Here is a 23271-nt window from a genome sequence, read left to right as displayed (position 1 = left end):
CGAAAATCGCTTGACCTTAAGTGGGGTTGATGTTCGACGATGGGTGCCATCACGAACCGAGGAGGACCCCCATGCGACCCATTCGCGCCGATCTCTGGGAAACACGCGTCGACAGCCCCTTCCCTGGCCTGACCACACACGCCTACCTGTGGACCGGTGGCGCGGACGGCAACGTGCTGTTCTACGGGACCCAGACCGACGCCGACTTCGATGCCATCGACGAACTCGGCGGCGTGGCTCATCAGTATCTGTCCCACCGCGACGAGGCGGGGCCCATGCTGTCCGCCGTGCAGCGGCGCTTCGGAGCACGCCTGCACGCCCCTGCGGCTGAACTGCTCGAGATCGGTCAGCACGCGCACATCGACGTCCCCTTGGCCAGCAGGCACGTCGACGCCAACGGCATCGAGGTGATCCCCACCCCCGGCCACTCGCCGGGCAGCACCTGCTACCTGGTTCCTGGCGTCAACGGTCAGACCTACCTGTTCACCGGTGACACGATAATGCTTGGCGCCGATGGTGATTGGATCGCAGGCCACATCCCGCCCGTCAGCGAGGCCGCGCCTCTCGCGAAGAGCCTTCGCCTGTTGGGCGCACTGCGACCCGATCTGGTGATCTCCAGCGCGTTCCCCAGTGACACCGCCGTGCACGTGCCCGGTGGCGCCCATTGGGCGGAATGCGTGGCCCAGGCTCGCACGCGATTGGCGGCGGTGGCCTAGGAAAGTCGCCTAGATTGCGGTCATGAGCCCTGCCGGTCGGTTCGCGCCGAGTCCGTCGGCCGACCTGCACATCGGCAACGTCCGCACCGCCGTACTGGCGTGGCTCTTCGCCAGGTCGACGAACCGTCGCTTCCTGATCCGCATCGAGGACCTCGACGACCGCACGTTCGACGACGTCGCCGAACGTCAGCTCCGAGACCTCGCCGCAGTCGGAATCACGTGGGACGCATCGCCGGAGTATCAGACGGCGCACCGGCCGCGCTACGACGCCGTCATCGACGGTCTGGTCGACCGCGGGTTGACCTACGAATGTCATTGCAGCAGAAAGGACATTCAGCAGGCGCCGCGTGCGCCGCACGCTCCTGAGGGAGCATACCCAGGCACGTGCCGCGATCTCACCGAGACCGAGCGGGCTGCCCGACGAGGATCGGGCCGCCCGCCGGCGCTGCGGCTTCGCTCGGACACCGACGAGTACACCGTCACCGATCTGCTGCTCGGCAGCTACACCGGTATCGTCGACGACCTGGTGCTGCGTCGCGGCGACGGAGTACCCGCCTACAACCTTGCGGTCGTCGTCGACGATGCGGCGCACGGCATCGACCAGGTGGTGCGAGGTGACGACCTGCTGTCGTCGTCGCCCAGGCAGGCCTACCTCGGCGCGCTGCTGGGCTACCCGCAACCGGTCTACGCGCACGTCCCCCTGGTTCTCAACACCGAGGGCAAGCGACTGGCCAAGCGCGACGGCGCGGTCACCCTCGATGAGGTCGGCGGGCCGCGAGCGCTGGAGCAGATTGCCGCGTCACTGGGCTTCGAGGCCGAGACGCTCGACGGCATGCTCGCCGAGTTCGATCCCGCGCGCCTGCCACGAGAACCTTGGACATACCAGCCCTCCTGAGGAAAACCCTATGAGCATCGGCGCAGTGTTGGTACCTTCCGCCGGTGTTCGGATACTTCCGGCGGGCAATGCTCGCCGTCCTCATCGTCGCTACGGTGATCCTCGGCTCGGCCGCCTGCGGGTCGCCGAACAAGACCGACGACCCGATCAAGTCGTCCGGGGTGCTGCGCGTCGGCACCGAGGGCGTCTACTCGCCATTCAGCTTCCACGACCCGGCCACCGGTGAACTCGTCGGCTACGACGTCGACGTCGCCAAGGCCGTCGGCCAAAAGCTCGGCGTGAAGGTCGAATTCGTGGAGACCCCATGGGATTCGATATTTGCCGCGCTGGAAGCCGACCGCTTCGACATCGTGGCCAACCAAGTCACCATCAACCCCGAACGGCAGGGGAAGTACGACCTGTCGCAGCCCTACACTGTCGGCGAGGGCGTCATCGTCACGCGGGCAAACGACGATTCGATCAAGTCGCTGGCCGACGTCAAGGGCAAGACGGCGGCAGAGAACGCCACCAGCAACTGGTCGGAGGTCGCACGCAAGGCCGGCGCCACCGTCGAGTCGGTCGAGGGCTTCAGCCAGGCCATCACACTGCTCAACCAGGGCCGCGTCGACGTCGTCATCAACGACAGCATCGCCGTCTACGCCTACCTCGCCGAGACCGGCGACAAGTCCGTGAAGATCTCGGGCACCGTCGGCGAGAAGAGCGAGCAGGGCTTCGCGGCGCGGAAGAACAGCGGCACGCTACCCGAGCTCGACAAGGCGCTCGGCGAACTGCGCGCCGATGGCACGCTGGCTGCCATCTCGCAGAAGTACCTCAAGACCGACGCCACGGGGACACCGCCGTCGACGCCGATCAGGTCGTCGGGCGTGTTGCGCGTCGGCACCGAGGGAACGTACTCGCCGTTCAGCTACCACGACCCGGCGACCGGCCAACTCGCCGGATACGACGTCGACGTGGCGAAGGCCATCGGTGAGAACCTCGGCGTCAAGGTCGAGTTCGTCGAAACCCCATGGGATTCCATCTTTGCCGCACTGGAGGCCAATCGCTTCGACATCGTCGCCAACGAAGTCACCGTCAGCCCGGAACGGCAGACGAAGTACGACCTGTCGGAGCCATACTCCGTCGGTGAGGGAGTGATCGTCACCAAGGCGGACAACGACTCGATCAAGTCGCTGGCCGATCTGAAGGGCAAGACGACCGCCCAATCGATCACCAGCAACTGGGCACAGGTCGCCCGCGACGCCGGGGCCAACGTCGAGTCGGTGGAGGGCTTCGCGCAGGCAATCACGCTGCTGAACCAGGGCCGCATCGACGCGACCGTCAACGACAGCATCGCGGTCTACGCCTACCTCGCCGAGACCGGCGACAAGACCATCAAGATCGCGGCGAAGACCGACGAGAAGAGCGAGCAGGCGCTCGCCGCCCGCAAGGACAGCGGCTACCTACCGGAACTCAATGGCGCCATCGACGCACTCCGAGCGTCGGGCAAGCTCACCGAGATCTCGCAGAAGTACCTCAAGGCGGACGCCACCGGTGCTCCGCAGGGCGCTCCGACTTCGCAGGCACCTGGTTCAGAGCAGAGTGCGCCGCCGGTCCGCTCGGCGTGGCAGCTGATCCTGGACAACCTGTGGCCGCTGGCCAAGGCCGCCCTCACCGCGACGATCCCGCTGACGATCATCAGCTTCATCGTCGGCCTGGTCATCGCCCTCGCGGTGGCGCTGGCTCGGCTCTCGCCGAACGTGATCCTGACCAACGTCGCGCGGTTCTACATCTCGATCATCCGGGGCACCCCACTGCTGGTGCAGTTGTTCATCGTGTTCTACGCGCTACCGCAGCTGGGGGTGAAGATCGACCCGTTCCCCGCGGCGGTGATCGCGTTCAGCCTCAACGTCGGTGGTTATGGGGCGGAGATCATCCGCTCGGCGATCCAGAGCATCCCGAAGGGACAGTGGGAAGCCGCCGAGACGATCGGCTTCAATTACGTTGGTGCGCTTCGTCGGATCGTCTTGCCGCAGGCGGCCAGGGTGGCGGTGCCGCCGCTGTCGAACACCTTGATCTCGCTGGTGAAGGACACCTCGCTCGCCTCGACCATCCTGGTCACCGAACTGCTGAGGCAGGCCCAGATCGTCGCGGCGCCGACGTTCGAGTTCTTCGCCCTCTACGGCACGGCGGCGGCGTACTACTGGGTGATCTGCCTGGTGTTGTCGTTCGGCCAGGGCCGCCTTGAACGCCGACTGGAAAGGTACGTAGCGCGATGACCGAAACCAAGGACGAGGTCGAATATCGGGTGGTTGCCGAGGGCGTCGAGAAGGCGTTCGGCGACAACAAGGTGCTCAAGGGTGTCTCGTTCACCGTTGAGCGTGGCACGGCGACGGCCATCATCGGCCCGTCGGGATCGGGTAAGACCACCCTGCTGCGCACTCTGAACGCGCTCGACAGGGCCGACGCGGGTGTGATCCGGGTGGACGACGTCGAGATCGACTTCTCGACGCCGACACCGAAACCCGAGGTGCGCAAGTTTCAGTCGCGGAGCGGATTCGTGTTCCAGGGGCACAATCTGTTTCCGCACAAAACGGTGCTGCAGAACATCATCGAGGGTCCGGTCATCGTGCAGAAGCGGCCGAAGGAGGAGGCCGTCGCCGAGGCTGTCGAGCTGCTCGAGCAGGTCGGGCTGGCCGCCAAGCAGGACCAGTACCCGTTCCAGCTCTCGGGTGGCCAGCAGCAGCGCGTCGGCATCGCAAGGGCATTGGCGCTCAAGCCGAAGCTGGTGCTGTTCGACGAGCCGACCTCCGCGCTCGATCCCGAGCTCGTCGGCGAGGTGCTGTCGGTGATCAAGGATCTGGCCGTCGAGGGCTGGACGCTGGTGATCGTGACTCACGAAATCCAATTCGCCCGACAGGTTTCCAACCAGGTGCTGTTCACGGACAAGGGCATCATTCTCGAGAAGGGCTCCCCCGCGGAGGTCATCGAAAACCCGAAGGAAGAGCGCACGCGCCAGTTCCTCGATCGGATCCTCAACCCGCTGTAGCCCTCACCCCTCTCCCCTCTCCCCTCTCTACGCGAGCGGGCGTGTTGGTACACGACACGCCGGTCGCCAATGGCACGTTGCGCACGTTCGCCAACGACCGGTTTCGATGCGCGCCGACCAAGCGTTGGGTGCGCCGCTCCTCACTGGACATGCGGGGCATGCGGGACGTGGTCACCGCCGCGCGAGTAGCAGGTCGACGGCCTTGGCAGCGCTCTGGGCGGCGCTCTCCATGGTGGCCGACCAGTCGGTGGCGGTCCAGTCCCCCGCCAACACCAGCGACGGCACCGAAGTGCGTTGCGGCGGACGCAGGGCGTCCATGCCGACGACTTGGGAGAAGGTGGCCTTGGGCATCTTGACCACCTGCGCCTCAACGACTTCGGCGTCGACAGCCTCCGGATAGTAGCGACGAAGCAGCGCCATCTGTTCGGCCACGATGGCGTCGTTGCTCTTGTGGATCTGCTCGTACGCGCCGCTCGTGGTCAGACAATACAGCCATCCACGGTCGATGCTCCTGCCATGCATGATCTGTCGGTCGAACACCTCGTCGATGATGCCGGTGCCACCGATCAGTCCCTCGAACGCCGATTCGGTACCCAGTGGGCGGTCCAGATACAGGTTGGTGCTGACGATTGGCGTGTACCCCAACTTGTCTGCCGCGGAATAGATTTCGGCATGTTCGGGAAGCTGGTCGAGTAACCCGCCGATGTTCGAGTTGGGTACCGCACATACCACGCCATCGGCGGGGACGACGGACCCGTCGGCGAGGAGTACCCCGGTGACCGCGCCGTCTTCGATCTGGATTCGCCGCGCCACGGCACGGTAGCGGACATCCGCTCCGCGCTCGTCCAAGAACCGCAGGGCACCCGAGACGAAGAGGGTGTCGAGGTCGACCGTGGGATAGCCGATGGCGACCGGCGTCCGATGCTTCACCCCCATCCGGAACCCGGTGGCCATCACGTTGGCGAAGACCTTGGCCGATCCCCTCGTCACCGGCTCGGCCGCTATTCCCAGAGCCAGCCAGTCCCACAACGCTTCTCGCGCGTGCGGCGGCATCCCGACCCGTTGAAGCCATTGGTCGGTGGTGAGGTCCGCCAGATCGGCCGGCTGGTGCAGGGCCTGCCACCCGAGTCGGAGGGTGGCGCGCGCGGCCCGCAGCCGATCGGCCACGCCGGCGTCGGGATGGACGCCGAACAGTGTGCCAACCGCGCCGAGCCCAGCGGTCTGCACGGTCTTCTTGCGGCCATCTGGCCACCGCAGCGTCGAACTCTCGGGGAACGCGACGAACTGCCGCGTGCCGATGCTGGTGAGGTAGCGAAAGAGGTGCTCATACCCGCTGGCGATGACGTGCTGGCCGTTGTCCGGTAGATCGTCGACCCGCTCGGCCCGCATCGCGTGCGTGCGACCACCGAGTCGTCCGCGCCGCTCGAGAAGCGTGACGTCCTCGCCCGCCTCGGCCAGCCAAACGGCGGCGGCGAGGCCGGCCAGCCCACCTCCGATGACCACGTAGCGTCGTCGGTCTTCGCCCATCCGCTCAACCTACGCGTCGCGGAAGAGCGGCCACCGTCCCACGAGCGTGCGCAGACTTCCAAGGAATCCCGGCGAGTCTCCCGCAGACACGCACGCTCGCGGCGAAGCTGGGCACATGGCACAGTCGACAAGCATCGAAGCGGACGTCGTCATCGTGGGGGCCGGGCTCTCGGGGATGATCGCCGCCCGCGAAGTGCTGGGCGCCGGCCTGATGCCCCTGGTCCTTGAGGCCGACGAGCGCGTCGGCGGACGCATCCTCACCGAAGAAGTGTTGCCGGGGGTGCCCGTCGAACTCGGGGCGCAATGGATCGGCGACACGCACGACCGGATGTTTCGATTGGCCGCCGAACTCGGGGTCGAGACGTTCCCGCAGTACGACGATGGCGAGACGTCCTACGATCTCGGCGGCGTAGGCGTACTGCGCGAGAACGCCTTTCACGCGCGGTTCGCCAACGAACTAACCGAACTCGAGCAGGTGTTGCGCCGCCTCGACGAGTTTGCCGCCGACGTGCCCGTCGAAGCGCCGTGGCTGGCACCGCGCGCCGCCGAGTGGGACATCATCAGCGCGGGCACTTGGTATGACGCTCAGGGCCTTTCACCCGTCGCGCGGACTCTCCTCGAAATCTGCACCGTCGGGATCCTTGCCGTGCCGACGGTCGAGGTGTCCTTCCTACACCTGCTGTTCACCATCCAGACCTGTGGTGTGACGTCCGAACTCTTCGCCGAGTCCGAGGGCGGCGCGCAGACCACCCGATTCGTCGGCGGCACCAGCGAGATCCCCCGTCGACTCGCCGCCCTGATCACCGACCGCATCGTGCTCGAGGCACCGGTGCAACTGATCGAACACACCGCGGACAGCGTCACCGTAAACTGCCGTGGTGGACTGGTGGTCCGTGGCCGCCGCGTCATCGTTGCCATCTCGCCAACCCTCGCCGGCCGGATCATGTACGACCCTCCGCTGTCCGGTGTCCGCGATCAGTTGACTCAACGGCTGCCCAACGGCTCGGCAATGAAGGCGTTCTTCATCTACGACGAACCATTCTGGCGCACTGACGGATTCAACGGTCAACTGATCTCCGACGTCGGGCCGGCCCGGATGTCGAATGACACGTGCATTCCCGGTGACGACCACGGTGTGATCCTGCTGTTCCTCGAAGGCGATCAGGCCCGCACCTTCGGACGGCTTCCGACCGACGAACGCCGCGCCGCCCTGACCGCCGAACTGGTCCGCCACTTCGGCAGCAAGGCCGAAAAGCCCGAGGCTTACGTCGACGGTGAGTGGTCGGACCGGCAGTGGACCCGTGGCTGCTACAACGCCAATCACGGGCCGCACGTCTGGACCACCTACGGTCCCGCGCTCGCGGCGCCGATCGGCGTAATCCACTGGGCGTCAACGGATACGGCTACCCACTGGAGCGCGTACATGGAGGGTGCCGTCGAAGCGGGCGAGCGAGCGGCCCGGGCCGTCATCGCTTCGCTCAGCTAGTCGCGGCCGCCAGGATCTCGTCGCGGAACTTCGGATGGGCGATCGCCGCGAGCGCTTCACCCCGCTCGCGGACCGTCCTGCCCTCGAGTTCTGCGATGCCGTACTCGGTGACGATCACGTCGACGTGATGGCGGGGCGTCGTGATCACCGAACCGGGCCCGAACGCCGGCACGATCCGTGACTGCAGCTCGCCGTCCTTGGTGAACGTCGCGGGCAGGCAGATCAGCGAGCGATCCGACAACTCGAGCCCGGCGCCTGCCACGAAGTCCTCGGCACCGCCGATCCCACTGAACTGATCACCGGAGATCGTATCGGCGACGACCTGACCATGGACGTCGATCGCCAGCGCGCCGTTGATCGAGATCATGCCGTGGTTGGCGGCGATCACCTCCGGCGAGTTGACGATCTCCACCGGGAGGAACGCGACGTCGGCGTTGCCGTCCAGCCACGCGTAGAGCTCGGCGGAGCCGAACGCGAACGTCGTCACGCTCACCCCGTCGTACTGGCCCTTGCGAGCGTTGGTGATCTTGCCGGCGCGGTGCAGCTTCATGCAGCCGTCGGTGAACATCTCGCTGTGCAGCCCGTAATCGCCGCCGTCGCCCTCGGCCACTAGCGTGGCGATCTGGTTGGGAATCGATCCGATGCCCACCTGCAGGGTCGCGCCGGATTGGATGAAGTCGACGGCGTGTCGCGCGATCGCCTTGTCGGCGTCGCTCGGCTCCGCGTCGCCACCTGGCAGCTCGAGCGGTGCGTCATGCGAGTGCACCAATACGTCGATCTCATCGACGTGCAGCGCATGGCGGTAGTCGCTGCCGAGGCCGAACGTGCGCGGATAGGCCTCCGATGCCTCGACGATGAGCAGCCGGTCGGGATCGGCTCCGGCGCGGCGCAATTCGGCGATCGTGCCACCCGCGTGCAGTGATAGCGAGCACCAGCCGTCGGCATCCGGCGGAGTCGCGACGGTCGTCATCACCCGCGGCGCCTGCCGTTCGAGCAGCGGCCCGAAGCGTCGGAAGTCCGCAGGCGTGAAGTCGATGTCGGCCCCGGAATCGCGAAGCGCGCGCTCGAGTGGACCGAAGAAGCCCGACAGGTAGTGCACACCGGGACGCGAGAAGAGTTCGGTGCCGACCGCGAGCAGCGCGCCGTAGACGCGCAGATCCGTCCAGTCCGTGCGCTCGCCGAGCGCGCGAAGAAACGCCGGCGGCTGGCCGGGACCCAGCGGAATCCCCAAGGTGTCGGTGGTCTCGAGCCGTGCGGCGGCCTGCTCGGCGGTGAGCTCGGATGGCATGCCGCGAGCCTAGCGATTTGCGTGTCGGAACCCGCGCTCATCGCGGGTAAACGTACACAAATCGCTAGAGGGTGACGGGCAAGGAAGCCATGCCGCGCAGCGTGACGTTCGGCTTGTACACCGGTTCGCCGGCGAGCTTCGCGTGCGGGAACCGTGCGGTCACGGCAGACAGCGCAACCCTGGCCTCGAGCCTGGCCAGTGGCGCGCCGAGGCAGAAGTGCGCGCCGTGGCCGAAGGCCAAGTGCCGCAAGTCGTCTCGGTGAGGATCGAATGCGTCGGGCTGATCGAACGCGGCCGGATCCCGTTGGGCGGCAGCCAGAAGCAGCATCATCGTGTCACCCTTCGGCACGACGACGTCACCGATGGTCATCTCCTCGGCGGCCGTCCGCCCGGCCAGCTGCACCGGCGGGTCGTACCGCAGCGTCTCCTCGACGATCGGCCCCGCACTATCGGGGTCACCGGCGAGTTGGGCCCAGTATCGCGGCTCGCGCAGCATCGCCAGGATGGCGTTGGCGATCAGGTTCACCGTCGTCTCGTGACCGGCGATCAACAGCAGGTTGCAGGTCGCAACGATCTCCTCCGTCGTCAGCTGGTCACCATCTTCTTCGGCGGCGATCAGAGCCGAGATGAGGTCCTCCCGAGGGGCGGATCGCCGTTCCTCGACGAGATCGGCGATGTAGCCACGGAGCCAGTGCCCGGCCTGCATGCGGTCGTGAAAGCTGTCGGGTAGCTGGCCGGTGAACGTGCTGAACGGGTCAAGGCCCTGTGCGAGCAGCGCCGAGGCGTTGGCGAACTCCGGCTCATCGGAGATCGGCACGCCGAGCATTCGGCAGATCACGGCGACCGGTAGCGGGTGGGCCAGGTCGGCGATGGCGTCCAACCGGCCGCGCTCCTCGATCGCGTCGAGCAACCCGTCGACCATCGAGGTGATGTCGGCTTCGAGCGCCCTGACCCGTTTCGGGGCGAAGGCCTGCTGAGCGAGCTTGCGCAACCGGGTGTGGTCGGGTGGGTCGAGGAAGAGGAACCCCGGCTGACCGAATGGCCGCGGCTCGGCGCCGTTGGCGATCTCGCGCTGGGCGACGGTGGACTTGAGGCGGTCGCTCGCCGACGACGGGTGCCGCAGCACGTCACCGCAGTCCTGCAGCGAGGAGAACACGACGAGGTTGCCGTCGGGCACCGCCAGCGGGCCTGCCTCGAGGATCCGTCGGTAGGCGGGGTAGGGGTCGGCGCGATGCGACGGATCGAGCAGCTGCACCAACAACCCTTGCGATTCCGCGGTCGTCGTCATCTACTTATTGTGCACGCGTGCAAGAAGCGACGCTAGGACGAGTAATACCGCCCAAGCACGTGTTCCCGAAGCTCGTCGAATTCACCAGCGGTGATCGCGGCGCGAATCTGGTCGACCAGGCGAATCACGAACCGCTCGTTGTGAATGGTGCACAGCGTCGAGGACAGCATCTCCTTGGCCTTGAACAGGTGATGGATGTAGGCCCGCGTGTAGTTGGCGCAGGTATAGCAGTCGCATTCGGCGTCGATGGGCGTGAAGTCGCGCTTGTAGCGCGCGCCGGTGATGTTGTAGCGGCCCGTCGCCGAGTACACCGCCGCATTGCGCGCCACCCGCGACGGAGACACGCAGTCGAACGTGTCCGCACCCGCCGCCACCGCGGCGAACAGATCGTCGGGCTCGCTGATGCCGAGCAGATGGCGCGGCTTGTCGTCGGGCAACTCGTCGGTGACCCAGCCGACGATGGTGGCGAGATTCTGCTTCTCCAGCGCGCCCCCGATGCCGTAGCCGTCGAAGCCCCGCCCTTCGGAGTCGACGATCGACACCAATCCGCGAGTCGCCTGCCGACGCAGGTCTTCGTACTGCGCACCCTGCACCACGCCGAATAGCGCCTGCGACGGCTTGTCGGCCCGCTCAGCCGACAGGCGTCGATGCTCGGCGAGACAGCGCGCCGCCCAGTCGTGGGTGCGTTGCACCGAGCGTTCCTGATAGCCGCGGGTGTTCATCAGAGTCGTCAGCTCATCGAACGCGAAGATGATGTCCGCGCCGAGCTGGTGCTGGATGCCGACCGACACTTCGGGAGTGAAGCGGTGTGTCGATCCGTCCCTGTGCGACAGGAACGTCACGCCGTCGTCGTCGACATGGGCCAACCGTTCCTTGCCCTCGGCGATCACGTCGTCGGCCTGGACGCGCCCGGTGTCCATGGACAGCACCTTCTTGAACCCGACGCCCAACGAGAGCACCTGAAAGCCACCGCTGTCGGTGAACGTCGGGCCCGGCCAGTTCATGAAGGCGCCAAGGCCACCCGCCTCGTCGACGACGTCGGGTCCCGGCTGCAGGTAGAGGTGGTAGGCGTTGGACAGAATTGCCTGTGCGCCAACGCTCTTCATCGACTCGGGCAGCACCGCCTTGACCGTCGCCGCGGTTCCGACCGCGATGAATGCGGGCGTGTGGATGTCGCCGTGCGGGGTGTGGATGACACCGACCCGGCCGGATCGCCCCGGCAGTTCAGCCTCGACTTCGAAGAAGTTCTGGGACGGGGTGTTCACCGCTGTAGATTCTCACACCATGCGCGCCATGCCTGCGACGCATCACACGCACAGACGCGCAGACGCCCTATCCAGGGAACGCATCGTCGACGCCGACGTGGAACTCCTCGACGTCGGTGGCGAGGCTAGCCGAGAAAGCGCACGATCGCCGCGGCGAGCTCCTCCCCGGCGTCCTCCTGAAGGAAGTGCCCGGCGTCGCGGATCACGGGATGTTCGATGCCCTGCGCGCCTCGCATCTGACTGATGAAGATCGGGCCCATCGCCCCGGTGATCGGATCACCGTCACTGAACGCGACCAACATCGGAGTCGGGCTGTCGCACAACGCCTTCCAGGCCGCGCGATTGGCTGTGCTGGCGGGATCGTCCGGCGCAGTGGGCACCAGGCCCGGCATCGCCCGTGGGCCCGCACAGTAGGAATCGTCGGGGAACGGCGCATCGTAGCCGGCGCGGACCGCGTCGCTCATCGGCCGCGCGCACCCCGACTGGACGAACCGTCCGATCTCGATTTCGGGCATTCCCTGGATCGCCTTGCGGAACTGCCACCAGATGTCGGGCATCGGCAGGTCCCCCGTCGGCAGACCGGTGTTGGCGACGACGATCCGCGCTACGCGGTCGGGGTGTTCGGCCGCAAGGCGCAGACCGATGAGGCCACCCCAATCCTGGCCGACGACGGTGACTCCACGCAGGTCGAGTTCGTCGAAGGCGACGGCACGCATCCACTCGACGTGCCGCGCATAACTGTGATCACCGATGCCGGTGGGCTTGTCAGACCGGCCGAAGCCGACCAGATCGGGACAGATCACCCGGTGGCCGGCCGCCGCCAGGATCGGGATCATCCGGCGGTACAGGTAGGACCAGGAAGGTTCGCCGTGAAGCAGCAGCACCGGATCGGCGTCGGCTGGCCCGTCTTCGACCCAGGCAACGCGAAGTCGACCGCCTTCACCGTCCGCGACGTCGCAGTACTTCGGCGAATACGGGAAATCCGGCAGTGCCGCGAACCGGTCTTCGGGGGTGCGCAACGACTCCATGATCGCGAACCTACCGCTGGGCGGTCGACCCGATCGCAGGATCGTTCCGATCCTGACAAAGGCGGGTGTACGCCACCCGATTGCCAACGGATGAGGGGAGGGTTTTTCGCGAAACCCCACGTCCGCAGGTGATGGGCGCTCCATACTGCGTTCGACGATCCGCTGATCTTGACGGGTCGCAAAGGACAAAAGGAGAACAGTGGTGAAGCAAAGTTTGCTGGTTGCCATCGGTGGCACCGCGATCGTCGTCGCCGGTCTGGCGGGCTGTTCGTCGGGGGACAAGTCTTCGTCGGGATCGTCCTCATCGAGCAAGAGTGAGTCGTCGTCGAGCAGCTCGAGTGTTGCCTCGTCGACCGCGGAAGCCGGTGGCGGTGGCACCACGGTCACCATCGACGGCAAGCCCAAGGACGTCGGCGGCACCGTCGTCTGCGCATCCATGGGCGGCAACGTCAACGTGGCCATCGGTGAGGCGATGACCGGCATCGCCGCCGTCATCACCGAAGGCGATTCGCCAACGGTCACCTCCGTAGCACTCGGCAACGTCGACGGCATCACCCTCGCGGTGGGTGGCGGCCAGGGCGACGCCACGGCCACCAAGGACGGCAAGAGCTACAAGATCACGGGCAATGCGTACGGCGTCGACATGGCCAATCCCATGCAGCCGGCGAAGAAGCCGTTCGAACTCGACTTCACCTGCCCCTAGGCACAGCCCTACAGTCAGAGGTACTCAATCAGCGGCGGCGCCCCGAAAGGGACGTCGCCGTTGGTCATTCGGGTGTAGCGTCCGAGCCGCGCAACGTCGCGCCGCACGACCCGGGGGTGCCGGTGAACCATCGCTTGCACAGGGCAGTGCTCGTCGCAATGGCGGCCGCCGGGTTGTCGGGCGCGCTGGTCGTCGGGCACGCGACGGACACCACCGCAATGGTGGAGCTCGCCAACACGGTGATCGGCATCGGCGGCAAGGACGACCCGACGAGTGTCCACGTGCCCGCAAAGCTGAACGGCACCGTCGTGCCAACGACGGGTGACTATCACTACTTCCCCGTGCTGTACCCCGCGAGCTTGGCGCTGGACAGCAGCCGCGACGTCGCCGTTCCCATCGTGCACACCTACGTGACCGACACCGGCAAGACCGAGGCGCACCTGGTCGTCGCCGGTTACTCGCTTGGCACCATGGCCGTCGAGCAGGAGAAGCGAAACCTTCAGCTGCTGCCCGCCGCCAACGCACCGCCCACAGAACAGCTGACGTTCGTGATGATCGCGTCACCGTTCGCGGCCAACGGGGGCATCTTCGGCAGATTCCCCGGTCTTGGGATCCCCGGCATCACCGCGGGAATGGGCGCGGCGCAGCCCTCGCGCTACGACACGACCTACAGCGCGAACATGTACGACACCTATGCGGACTTCCCCGCTTACTTCAACCCGCTCTCGCTGCTCAACTCGGCGCTGTCGATTCGCTACGGCCACCCCGACGCGTTCTACGATCCGCTCGATCCGGCCACCTCGTACGCCTACGCGACGACGGTCGACGACAACGGCGCCGGCGGCACGGACCGCTACAACCTGTACTACAACCCGCATCTGCCCCTGCTGGGCCCACTGCGCGAATTGGCGTCGCTGACGAAGACGACGGCCTTCGCCGAGCCATTGATCAGCGCACTCGAACCGCTTCTCCGCGTGCTGGTCGACATGGGCTATACCGATCGAGTGAACGCGAATCCAGCTGCCTCCGTACCCTTTTCGTTCATCACGCCGCCGGCGAAGGTCATCGAGGCACTCGCCGCACTGCCGGGCGCGGTGACTCAGGGCGTCACGAATCTGGTCTCTGGTGGCCACGCGACGATCACGCCACCCAATCCCATCAGCAACCTCACTCCGGTACCGACGGTCCCCTTCGCGGCGCCAGCGGGCCAGGGCAGCCAGGCGCGGATCGCGCTCGCCCCGACCCTCACGCCGGACCCGCCCAAGCCGAAGCCGAAGCCGGAGCAGGAACCTCTCTTGTCGGCGGCGCTGGTGTCGAAGCCCGACGGTTCGCCCACCTCGCTCCCGGCCGACGACGGGTTGCATCCGACGGTGACCTCGGACGGCAACAAGTTCACCCCGGGCACCGCAGGCTCCGTGACACAGAGGGCGAGCGCCGACGGCGCCACCCCGGTGCCGACGCCGACCAGCGCGACAGCTCCCGACACCGACACCACCGTTGGCGCCGAAACCGAGGACGAGACCGCAGCTGCCGCGTAACCGCACTTCTCAGCAGCCATTACTGTCGCAACGGTGAACGAGCCGCGTCTGAGAAGGGCGACCGAGGACGACGTCGACGGGATCGAACGGCTGGTGGTGGCGGCCTTCGGCAAGTACGTCGAGGCGATCGGCAGGCCGCCTGCGCCGATGACGGCCAACTACGCCGAACTCCTTCACACGTCGCGAATCTGGGTCATCGAGCAGGGCCGCGAAGTGGTCGGCGTCCTCGTCACACAAGCCAGGACCGACCACCTGCTGCTCGACAGCATCGCCGTCTCACCCACCGCGCAGGGCGGTGGCCACGGACGCACCCTGCTGGCACGCGCCGACGAGGATGCCCGCGAACTGGGTCTGGCAGAGATTCGGTTGTGCACCAACGCGGCGATGACCGAGAACCTGGACTTCTATCCCCGGCGCGGTTTCCACGAGACGGGACGCGGCGTGCAGGACGGATTTCACCGGGTGTTCTTCGCCAAGGCACTGTAGAGCCGACGGCCCCCCGTCACGCACGTCGAAAACCATCAAGGAGTGAGCTCGTGTCCATCGCCGTGACCTATACCGACAAGATCGCCGTCCTGAATCTCGGCGACGACGAAAACCGCTTCTCGCTCGGCTTCCTCGACGAGGTCAGCGGCCACCTGGACGACATCGCGTCCTCGGGTGCGGGCGGGCTCGTCACCACCGGCACCGGGAAGTTCTACTCCAACGGCCTCGACCTCGATTGGCTCATGGCGCACGGCGACCAGATGCAGTTCTACGTCGGCCGGGTCCAAGCGCTCTTGGCTCGCGTGCTCACCCTGTCCATGCCGACTGCGGCCGCGCTCAACGGTCACGCCTTCGGCGCTGGAGCGATGCTCGCGATGGCCCACGACTATCGGGTCATGCGCCTCGACCGTGGCTACTTCTGTTTCCCAGAGGTCGACATCCGCATCCCCTTCACCCCGGGGATGGCCGCCCTGATTCAGGCGAAGCTGACCCCCGCAGCCGCCGTCGCCTCGATGACCACCGGCCGGCGCTTCGGTGGCGCCGACGCGCTGCAGTTCGCCATCGTCGACGCCACCGCAGCCGAGGACGCCGTCACCGATGCTGCCGTCGGTCTGCTCGCACCACTTGGCGGTAAGGATGCAGGCACCCTCGGCGCCATCAAGAACACGATGTACGGCCCGGCGGTCGCGGCCCTGACCACGGGCGACGACTGATCACGGTGCTCAACTCGCCGGGTAGTCCCTGCGCAGCAGGTCTTGGAAGGCATAGGCGGGCACGCCGAGTGCGGCCGACAGGCTGACGGCGTATTCGCGGGCGATGGCCAGGCCGTCGATCTTCTCGTCGAACGTGCCGGTTAGGTCGATGGCAATGCGGCACCCAAAGGTATCGGTGATGGCGTCGTCGTCGACCTTGGCCTCGACGACACCAGCTGGCAGGGGCAACGCGGCGACCGCGGCCCGGACGTCGTCGGCCCGGGCTCCCATCTCGACGTAGACCGACACGAATGCATTCATTTGGGTCAATCATCCCGCGCGACAGGGAAACCCGCCAACTTCTCAACCTGCCGGTTGCATTCTGTTCACCTGACGGTCACGAGATCACAGCGCCGACGGTCGTCCGAAGCGCGCCCGCACCCCCGGTGAGTAGAGCGCGCGAAGATGCTCCCCGGTCGGCTCCACGCCGCCAGCCGCCACCAAATCGTCGTCGAGCGCGAGTACGTCGGCCGAGTGAAAGGGGAACGGCACGTGCGCGTTTGGTACCCACCACGTCCGGCCGCCCTTGCGGGTGTGCGCGCCCCATCGTGCCGTCAGCCAAATCTCCAGCGGGGTCGGCTCGACGACCTCGCCGACGTCGACGGTGACCAGGGTCCGCGGCCCCCGCCGCGGCAATCGTCGGACGCTCGCGTAGGACAGGCGCGTGCCGTCACGGGTCAGCCGCATCTTCGCCCAGGTGTACGGCACGCCCATTCCGATCCGGGTGGCAGGCACGACCATCAATCGCGACGTCTCCAACGATCGAAACAGGACGCCGTGGCGCCCCGCGTCGTCGGTCGAATAGAGCCGGACGTTGGTCTCGAGGAACCGTCCGAAGTAGGGAATCGGGCGCCCAACGCCCAGTGTCACCTCGCTCATCGCGAACGGGACAAGGCCGACGTACGTCGTTCCGTCGGTGAACACGTCGGGACGGGTGCCCGGCGGGTACAGATGCTCGATCGCGCCGGGGGCGACGGGCCAGTGCAAGAGGGTCAGGTCGCGCCAGTACTGATGCGTGAAGACGGGTCGCGGTAGTTCCGGCGCGGTGATGGCGAAACCATCTGGCAGCTGACCGGGCACGGGGTGATCGTGTCACGTCAGCCCGACGCTGCGTTTCGGAAATGTAACCGCCGGGCAATTGTCAGCTGTGACGATCACTGCAACCACACCACGTAGCGCCACCCGTCGGGTATCCGAGGTCTATTTGCCGCAAGAGGATTCGCATCTGTTGATCTCCGCGCTGGAGCAGAACCTCGAGGTGGCGGGCCGTTCGGTACTGGACTTGTGCACCGGGACCGGCGTGGTCGCGATTGCCGCCGCCCGACTCGGCGCGAGCAGTACGACGGCATGGGACATCTGTCCTCGGGCGGTGCAATGCAGCCGCGAGAACGTCGCTGCCGCAGGCGTTGCCGTAGAGATTCGACACGGGTCGTGGGCGCAGGCACCCGGATCCCAGCGGTTCGACGTCGTGCTGGCGAATCCGCCGTACGTGCCCGTAGGGCCGCAATCCTCGACGGTCGACGGCCCGACGTGGGCGTGGGACGCGGGGCCCGACGGCCGCCTCGTCATCGACCCACTCTGTGCTACCGCGCCCAGCTTGTTGAACCGCGGCGGAAGCCTTCTGTTCGTTCAGTCGGAGTTCTCCGGAACCGAAGAGTCGTTGGCTACCCTTTCCGCGGCTGGCCTCGTCCCGACTGTGGTTGCCCGCCAACGCATTCCCTTCGGCCCAGTGATGACCTCGCGCGCGGAGTGGCTGGAGCGATCCGGCCGGCTGCCGGTGGGGTGCCGCGAGGAGGAGCTGGTGGTGATCCGTGCCGACCGGAGATGACGTCCGCACGGTGCGACTCACCGACGGCGGCCCGATGATGGTGCAGGGACCCGTGCGGGTCGAGACGCCCGACGGCCGCACCGTCGAATCGGACCGCTTCATGGTGGCGATCTGCACCTGTCGACGCAGTAAGACCTACCCGCTCTGCGATACCAGCCACCGCAAGAAGTGCCGCACCGGCAAGGGCTCAGACCAGCGGTCGCCGTAGCGAGCTGAGACCAGACACCCAGCTCTTCGTCATGTGAGCCGCCAAGCGCTCCTCGACGAGGTCCAGTGCCCGGATCCCGAAGACGACGTCGCAGTCCAGATGAGGTTCGTCTTCGAGCAGGGCGCCGACGACGTCCGCCCGCACCACTTGCTCGTGGACTGCGTCTGCCTCGACGTGCTCGGCGTAGAACTGCACGCAGGCCGGTGGTGCCCCGAGACGTTCCAACGCCTGAACCAGGCGGCGCGAACCCGGGGGCGAGGTGATCTCCGTTGCGGCGAAGTGTCCGACCGCCGCACCCCGCCAGCCCCGGTGCAGTCCGAACATCGACATCAGGTTCACCACGGCCAACGATTCGGCCGGAACATGGTTCAGATAGCCGAGGTAACTCGAATCCAGCCCTGCGGCCCCCATCAGATCGGCGAACAGGCGCTGGTGCATTCGGTCGCCGCGGCCCGCGCCGTACTCGTCGAATTCGATGGCGACGAACGACGCCTTCGCCGGACCGCTCAACCGCGGGATGAGCCAGGCGTGCGGGTCCGCTTCCTTGAGGTGGTAGATGGAGCGGTGCACGAAGTACTCCTGCATCTGCTCCCACGTGCCTTCATCCCGGAGGAAGTACGACAGGCCTTCGCCGTCGACGGGCTCCACCGACAGCGCCGCCATCTCCTCGAATGCGGTCGCGGACTGCCCAAGGCGCCCCACGTCGCCCACCAGAGCACTTTCGAAGGCGGCCTCGAGATTGGCGCGTAGGTGCAGCAGGCCCGCGTCCCACTCCCACCGGTCGTCGACGCCGGCGAACCCGCTGTAGTGCAGTTCGTAGAGCACGTATAGCGCCAGCTGCAGGTCGAGTCCGAACGGATCGGCTCCGCCGATCGGGGCGTCCACTCGGACGAGTTGGCGTCGAGGCGGTCGCCCTGCGACGTTCTCGATCACTGCGGCCGACAGCGGACCTGCAGGGCTCGGCAGTGGAGGTTGACGACGAGAAGATACGGCGGCCACGTTCGGGGTTTACCCCCCGCCCGCTAACACAAACGCTCGGTGCGAGCTGCCCCACACCACCGCCGCTTCACGATTACCGCACTGCCCGATGGGTACGCAACAGTCAGGTGCACCCCGCGCCGCGAAGTCCATCAAAGCCGAAGGGGCAATCCAATATGACTTCTACCAGTACCAATACCTTGATCGCACAGCTCCGTGCCGTGCTCGATCTGACCAACACCGAGATCCAGGTCGCAGAGACCCGGGTGGCGCAGGCCCGCACCGAAGCGGTCAAGCGCGAACTCACCAAGAACGCCGCCAACGGGCGGGCCCGGGCCGAATCGATCGAGAAGGCGATCCGCGACCTCGGCGGACATCCCGACGTGATCGGCCCGTTCTTCGGCCGCGCCGCTGCAGCGGTCAAGGCCCTCACCGAACAAGCGCAGCCGTTCGACGAGGCGCTTCTCGGCGATCTGGCGCTGGAACACCAACTGTTCGATCGCGCCCGGTACGTGAAGGCACTGGCGGTGGCGGCCAAGAAGGCGGACGTCGAAGCGCTTGCGACCCGGTTGATCACCGCCCACGAGGCGACCATCGAATGGCTGACCACCGTCCTCGCCGAGGACGCCCTCGGTGGCCCCGCTGCGCTGCGCCGCACCCCGATGCAGGCCGCCGCGGGCACCGCTGTGCAGCTGATCAACGTGCCGGTGAACTGGTCGGTGCGCAGCCTCGACAAGGCGGTTGAGGCGGTGCGGTCCACCCCCATCGCCCTTGGCGAATTGCTCAACCGCGGCAAGCGAGTCGGCGACGTCGCAGCCAAGACCGTGGCGGCATCCCGAGACGCCGCACTGGAGACCGCCGAGAAGGTCATCCGTGACGGTGGCGCCGACCAGGTTGCCGACGTGCTGCACTCGGTGCGGAGCAACACCGGTGTCCTGGACCCGACCGAGCTGCCCGTCGACGGGTACGACGAACTCAACGTCAACGAGGCAGTGGCCGCGATCAAGGATCTGGGCGACCCGGCCGACGTCCGGTCGATCCTGGCCTACGAAGAGGCCAACAAGGCGCGCCACGGCGTGGTCTCGGCCGCGCAGACGCGCGTCGCCCAGATCGCGCAAGAGGTCATCGGCATCAGCTAAATCCCTACTGGCTCAAGCGAATACCTCCGCACGCCGCGGGGGTATTCGTTCATGCAGAGAAAATGCTTGGCGCCACCGCCTGCGAGGTCGATACCGTCATACGGTGCCCGGTACGAAGGAATTCAGCCTCATCGTGTTCGTCGGCCCGACGGGCGACCACAACGACCGAGGGATGGCGGGCGCCTCGATCGTCGGACGAGAACTGAGCCGACGCCTCGGCCTCGAGCCGATCCTGATCGGCGACCCACGACCGGCGGCGTCAGAACCATGGGACGTCGCACTTCCCAGCGCCCTCCCCGGCCTCACCGAGTTGAAGCTCGCGCACGGCGCCGCCCTGGACGGCGACACTGTCCCCGTCCTGGCCCTGTCACGGTGTGCGGCATCGTTGGCGACGCTGCCGAACGTCGCGGCACACCGACCGGACGCGGTCGTGGTGTGGTTCGACGCGCACGCCGACCTGAACACCCCGGCCACGTCGACGACGGGCTACCTCGGCGGGCTGGTTCTGAGCGCAGCCGTCGGCTGGTGGCAGTCCGGTCTCGGATCCGGGCTCGCGCCCGAACGCATCGTCCTTGGTGGGAGCCGCGACCTCGACGCGCCCGAGCAGAAGCTGGTCGACGAGGGAACCGTCAAGCTCGCCGCGGGTCCTGACCTGCTCGGCGCGCTCGACCGGTACGTCGGCGACTCGCCCGTCTACTTCCACCTGGACTGCGACGTTCTCGAACCCGGCACGGTTCCCACCGATTACCAGGTGCCCGGCGGTCTCGGCCTCGACGATCTCGCAGCAGTGGCTCGCCGCCTGTGCCACAACGAGATCGTCGGCATCGAGATCGCCGAATTCGAGGCGGCGGCCGATCCGACCGACACCGCCGACTACGCCGGACCACTCTTGGACGCGCTGTCACCGATGATGGCCACCGGTAGGTTCGGCGACGGGTAACGTGCCAACCTCTGGCAGGAAGTTGAGGTGAGTCTGGTGAGCAGGTCCATCGTCGCAGCCGCTCTCGCCGTCGCGGCGGCGTTCGCCTTCGGCGCGAGCGGTACCGCGAACGCAGCACCCGTCTTCGACGTCGACGCCTACACCGAATGCACCGCGACGACGGCACCCGGTCCCGACCAGGACTTCGACGGCGTCGTCACCACGTGTTGCGCACAGAACGCCGGTGTTCCCGCGCCGACGAACTACGGGATGGGCTGCGTCGCTCCGATGGACGGCACATCGGCCGACGAGCGACCCCTCATCGTCCTTCCGATGCGACCCGTCCCGCCCGAGAACGCCGACGCCGACTTGAACAAGCTCATCGACATGCCCCTGCCAGATCCGCTGCCGTAGCACCGAACTCACCCGCCGACCGCGCTCGTGTCGAACGCATTCTGCGAGTAACCCCGCAACCAAGCGGGCAGTCGGCGACTGGTAATCAACCCGCAGGATCGGGCGGAGGCGGCGGCAGGATCAGTCCGGGCGGCGGCGTCGGGCCGTCCGCCGGGTCCGGCAGGAACTGGACGGGGCCTGCCGGGATGACCGTCCCAGGGGGCGGCGCGGTGCCGGGCAGCGGCTGCCCGAGTTGCTCCTGCGGCATCTGGCCCAGCCCACCGTAGGTCCTGCCGTCCCTCTGCAGGTCGATCCAGCGGCCGAACCAGATTCCCTTTCGGACGTCGTTGTTCTCGTCACCGGGGGCGACACCGAACTGCTGTCCCTGCCCTGGCGCCGAAGGCACGTCGTTGAGCTGCTGGGGGCCGTAGGCGTTGTTGAACACGTTCAGGTTGGGCACCACCCCGGTGCCACCATTGGGCGCCTCGGGAACCGGGTTCTGGCCGAGGACGGTGTCACCGTTCAGTCCGACGATCGGCGGCGCACCCAGGGTCCCAGGAAGCCCTGGCGAATTGCTCTGTGCGAGCACGTCGAGCCCGGCAGGACCCAGCTGACCCATCATGGGCACCGTGGGCCCTGGCGGGGGAGGTGGATCCCCGGGAACCAGTGCTGGATCGGGAGCCGGTTCGTCGGCGACGGCGGTCGCCGGGAAGGCGACCGCCACGCCGATGGCGAGCAAGCCACACGTTGCGGCGACGATCCGATTTCGGTCAATCATTGCCAATACCTTCGCTTTTGGTGTGGTTGCAGCCAACACGAACTGACGTCAGACGGACTTCGTGATGCCGTAGTACGCGACCACGTCGTCGGTGTCGGTCGTGGAGCTGGTCAGCGTGGCGTAGGACCGCAGGAACGACTGACCGACGCAGCCGTCCACCTTGATGTGGGTGTCCTTGAGCGTGACACGCACCGGGGCGGACTTGAACGTCTTCTTGTCGACCGTGACCGTCGAGACCGTGCCCGGCTTCGGGTGGATCTCGATGGTGCCCGAGAGCGGGGCACTGACGCTGGCGATGCTCGTCAGGCCGTTGGCGAGGCCGACGCTGATGCCGGCCTGGCCGATGAGACGGACCTGGCCGAGCTCGATCCCGCAGCCGATCTGGTAGCCCGCCTCCAGCGTGCCGCCGCTCAGCGTGGTCTTGCCCTTGCCGGTCACGGTGCCCGTGAAGGTTCCGCCGACAAGGTACTCACGCGAGGAGAGCGCAGTTGTCAGTGGCGCGATCGGCAGTTCCGTCTCATTGGAGGCCACGACGGTGAGGGTCCAGCCGTCTGGGGTGGTGACGACGCCGGGGTCGGCCGAACCGACGACCCCGTTGTCGGGCGGCGGGCCGTCGTCGCCGGGATCGGCGAGCGCGAGCGGCGAAGCGCCCATGGAGAACAGCAGGCCAGCCGTAGCCAGCAGGGCAACACGATTCAACATTGCAAAGCCTTTCAAGTTTGGTGTGGGCGGCTGGCTGCTAGACGGACTTGGTGACGCCGAGGTAGGTGATGACGTCGTCGGTGTTGTCGGTCGAGCTCGTCAGTGTGGCGTAGGAACGGATGAACGACTGACCGGCGCACTGATCGGTCTTCACGCGCACGCCATTGAGCGAGATGCGGGTCGTCGTGCCCTTGAAGGACTTCTTGTCGAGCGCCACGGTGGTGACGGTGCCTGGCTTCAGGTACACCTTGCCCTGCAGGCTGAGACCACCGCTGAGGGTGGGCAAACCAGCCGGGACGGTGATCCCTGGCGTCAGCGATGCGCCAGGG

Annotated in this window: 25 protein-coding genes; 14 read left to right on the top strand and 11 right to left on the bottom strand. The window is 66.9% G+C overall.

Going from position 1 to position 23271, the window contains the following annotated elements; all coding sequences use genetic code 11:
• Positions 1-71 precede the first annotated feature (71 nt).
• The 4 genes from QOD90_RS11480 (at position 72) to QOD90_RS11465 (ending at position 4636) form a co-directional block, all read left to right on the top strand.
• Positions 72-716, top strand: coding sequence for an MBL fold metallo-hydrolase (locus QOD90_RS11480; RefSeq protein ID WP_526349697.1), 645 nt, complete (start codon positions 72-74; stop codon positions 714-716).
• Between the two features lie 22 nt (positions 717-738).
• Positions 739-1611 carry a tRNA glutamyl-Q(34) synthetase GluQRS gene (gluQRS, locus tag QOD90_RS11475; protein WP_526349695.1) on the top strand — a complete coding sequence of 291 codons (873 nt, stop codon included), beginning with the start codon at positions 739-741 and terminating at the stop codon, positions 1609-1611.
• Positions 1612-1679: 68 nt separating this feature from the next.
• Positions 1680-3866 carry an ABC transporter permease subunit gene (locus tag QOD90_RS11470; RefSeq protein ID WP_526349723.1) on the top strand — a complete coding sequence of 729 codons (2187 nt, stop codon included), beginning with the start codon at positions 1680-1682 and terminating at the stop codon, positions 3864-3866.
• Positions 3863-4636 (top strand): amino acid ABC transporter ATP-binding protein, encoded by a 774-nt coding sequence (locus tag QOD90_RS11465; protein WP_526349693.1) that lies wholly within the window; start codon positions 3863-3865, stop codon positions 4634-4636. The genes QOD90_RS11470 and QOD90_RS11465 overlap by 4 nt, the downstream gene beginning before the upstream one ends.
• A 171-nt stretch (positions 4637-4807) precedes the next feature.
• Here QOD90_RS11465 and hpnE read toward each other — a convergent pair whose 3' ends face one another.
• Positions 4808-6163, bottom strand: coding sequence for a hydroxysqualene dehydroxylase HpnE (gene hpnE, locus QOD90_RS11460; protein WP_526349692.1), 1356 nt, complete (start codon positions 6161-6163; stop codon positions 4808-4810).
• Positions 6164-6278: 115 nt separating this feature from the next.
• Between hpnE and QOD90_RS11455 the strand changes: the two genes are divergently transcribed.
• Positions 6279-7649: a flavin monoamine oxidase family protein gene (locus QOD90_RS11455; protein ID WP_526349690.1), complete on the top strand. Its 1371-nt coding sequence runs from the start codon at positions 6279-6281 to the stop codon at positions 7647-7649.
• Here QOD90_RS11455 and QOD90_RS11450 read toward each other — a convergent pair.
• The 4 genes from QOD90_RS11450 to QOD90_RS11435 all read right to left on the bottom strand — a co-directional run bounded on the left by QOD90_RS11450 (position 7642) and on the right by QOD90_RS11435 (position 12518).
• On the bottom strand, positions 7642-8937 hold the full coding sequence (locus tag QOD90_RS11450) for an acetyl-CoA hydrolase/transferase family protein (RefSeq protein WP_526349688.1): 1296 nt from the start codon (positions 8935-8937) through the stop codon (positions 7642-7644). The genes QOD90_RS11455 and QOD90_RS11450 overlap by 8 nt on opposite strands.
• Positions 8938-9001: 64 nt before the next feature.
• Positions 9002-10225, bottom strand: coding sequence for a cytochrome P450 (locus QOD90_RS11445; RefSeq protein ID WP_526349686.1), 1224 nt, complete (start codon positions 10223-10225; stop codon positions 9002-9004).
• A gap of 32 nt (positions 10226-10257) precedes the next feature.
• Positions 10258-11490 carry a tRNA guanosine(34) transglycosylase Tgt gene (gene tgt / locus QOD90_RS11440; protein WP_526349684.1) on the bottom strand — a complete coding sequence of 411 codons (1233 nt, stop codon included), beginning with the start codon at positions 11488-11490 and terminating at the stop codon, positions 10258-10260.
• Positions 11491-11615: 125 nt separating this feature from the next.
• On the bottom strand, positions 11616-12518 hold the full coding sequence (locus QOD90_RS11435; protein WP_526349682.1) for an alpha/beta fold hydrolase: 903 nt from the start codon (positions 12516-12518) through the stop codon (positions 11616-11618).
• Between the two features lie 202 nt (positions 12519-12720).
• Between QOD90_RS11435 and QOD90_RS11430 the strand changes: the two genes are divergently transcribed.
• The 4 genes from QOD90_RS11430 to QOD90_RS11415 all read left to right on the top strand — a co-directional run bounded on the left by QOD90_RS11430 (position 12721) and on the right by QOD90_RS11415 (position 15958).
• Entirely contained in the window at positions 12721-13221 is a 501-nt protein-coding gene (locus QOD90_RS11430; protein ID WP_526349680.1) for a lipoprotein LpqH, read from the top strand.
• A 122-nt stretch (positions 13222-13343) separates the two neighbouring features.
• Entirely contained in the window at positions 13344-14759 is a 1416-nt protein-coding gene (locus QOD90_RS11425; RefSeq protein ID WP_526349678.1) for a PE-PPE domain-containing protein, read from the top strand.
• Between the two features lie 33 nt (positions 14760-14792).
• A complete protein-coding gene (locus QOD90_RS11420) occupies positions 14793-15245 on the top strand; it encodes a GNAT family N-acetyltransferase (RefSeq protein ID WP_526349676.1) in 453 nt (150 codons plus the stop codon).
• A 50-nt stretch (positions 15246-15295) separates the two neighbouring features.
• The gene (locus tag QOD90_RS11415) at positions 15296-15958 is read left to right on the top strand and encodes an enoyl-CoA hydratase-related protein (protein ID WP_526349674.1); all 663 of its coding nucleotides are present in this window, start codon (positions 15296-15298) and stop codon (positions 15956-15958) included.
• Between the two features lie 9 nt (positions 15959-15967).
• Here QOD90_RS11415 and QOD90_RS11410 read toward each other — a convergent pair whose 3' ends face one another.
• Together QOD90_RS11410 and QOD90_RS11405 are read right to left on the bottom strand one after the other, a co-directional pair.
• Positions 15968-16258 (bottom strand): hypothetical protein, encoded by a 291-nt coding sequence (locus QOD90_RS11410; protein WP_526349672.1) that lies wholly within the window; start codon positions 16256-16258, stop codon positions 15968-15970.
• 84 nt (positions 16259-16342) lie between these two features.
• Complete coding sequence (locus QOD90_RS11405; RefSeq protein WP_526349670.1) at positions 16343-17077, bottom strand: YqjF family protein; 735 nt, start codon at positions 17075-17077, stop codon at positions 16343-16345.
• Positions 17078-17150: 73 nt separating this feature from the next.
• Here QOD90_RS11405 and QOD90_RS11400 point away from each other — a divergent pair, with 73 nt between their 5' ends.
• Positions 17151-17825: a HemK2/MTQ2 family protein methyltransferase gene (locus QOD90_RS11400; RefSeq protein WP_526349721.1), complete on the top strand. Its 675-nt coding sequence runs from the start codon at positions 17151-17153 to the stop codon at positions 17823-17825.
• A gap of 34 nt (positions 17826-17859) precedes the next feature.
• Positions 17860-18033, top strand: coding sequence for a CDGSH iron-sulfur domain-containing protein (locus tag QOD90_RS11395; protein ID WP_526349719.1), 174 nt, complete (start codon positions 17860-17862; stop codon positions 18031-18033).
• On the opposite strand, the gene QOD90_RS11390 is transcribed toward QOD90_RS11395, so the two are convergent.
• A complete protein-coding gene (locus QOD90_RS11390; RefSeq protein WP_526349668.1) occupies positions 18013-19032 on the bottom strand; it encodes an iron-containing redox enzyme family protein in 1020 nt (339 codons plus the stop codon). The genes QOD90_RS11395 and QOD90_RS11390 overlap by 21 nt on opposite strands.
• A 155-nt stretch (positions 19033-19187) precedes the next feature.
• On the opposite strand from QOD90_RS11390, the gene QOD90_RS11385 reads away from it, so the two are divergent.
• The 3 genes from QOD90_RS11385 (at position 19188) to QOD90_RS11375 (ending at position 21483) form a co-directional block, all read left to right on the top strand.
• Complete coding sequence (locus tag QOD90_RS11385; RefSeq protein ID WP_526349666.1) at positions 19188-20150, top strand: ferritin family protein; 963 nt, start codon at positions 19188-19190, stop codon at positions 20148-20150.
• 103 nt (positions 20151-20253) lie between these two features.
• Positions 20254-21090 (top strand): arginase family protein, encoded by an 837-nt coding sequence (locus QOD90_RS11380; protein ID WP_526349664.1) that lies wholly within the window; start codon positions 20254-20256, stop codon positions 21088-21090.
• 36 nt (positions 21091-21126) lie between these two features.
• On the top strand, positions 21127-21483 hold the full coding sequence (locus QOD90_RS11375) for a hypothetical protein (RefSeq protein ID WP_526349662.1): 357 nt from the start codon (positions 21127-21129) through the stop codon (positions 21481-21483).
• 85 nt (positions 21484-21568) lie between these two features.
• Here QOD90_RS11375 and QOD90_RS11370 read toward each other — a convergent pair whose 3' ends face one another.
• The 3 genes from QOD90_RS11370 to QOD90_RS11360 all read right to left on the bottom strand — a co-directional run.
• On the bottom strand, positions 21569-22240 hold the full coding sequence (locus QOD90_RS11370; RefSeq protein ID WP_526349660.1) for a hypothetical protein: 672 nt from the start codon (positions 22238-22240) through the stop codon (positions 21569-21571).
• 48 nt (positions 22241-22288) lie between these two features.
• Positions 22289-22942, bottom strand: coding sequence for an MspA family porin (locus tag QOD90_RS11365; protein WP_526349658.1), 654 nt, complete (start codon positions 22940-22942; stop codon positions 22289-22291).
• 37 nt (positions 22943-22979) lie between these two features.
• Positions 22980-23271, bottom strand: a 292-nt coding sequence (locus tag QOD90_RS11360) for an MspA family porin (protein WP_526349656.1), incomplete at its 5' end; no start/stop codon positions are given.

The organism is Mycobacterium sp. (genome assembly GCF_032161845.1).
Taxonomy (GTDB): domain Bacteria; phylum Actinomycetota; class Actinomycetes; order Mycobacteriales; family Mycobacteriaceae; genus Mycobacterium.
The sequence above is the reverse complement of the archived record's forward strand: the minus strand, read 5'-3'. Positions and strand labels throughout refer to the sequence as shown.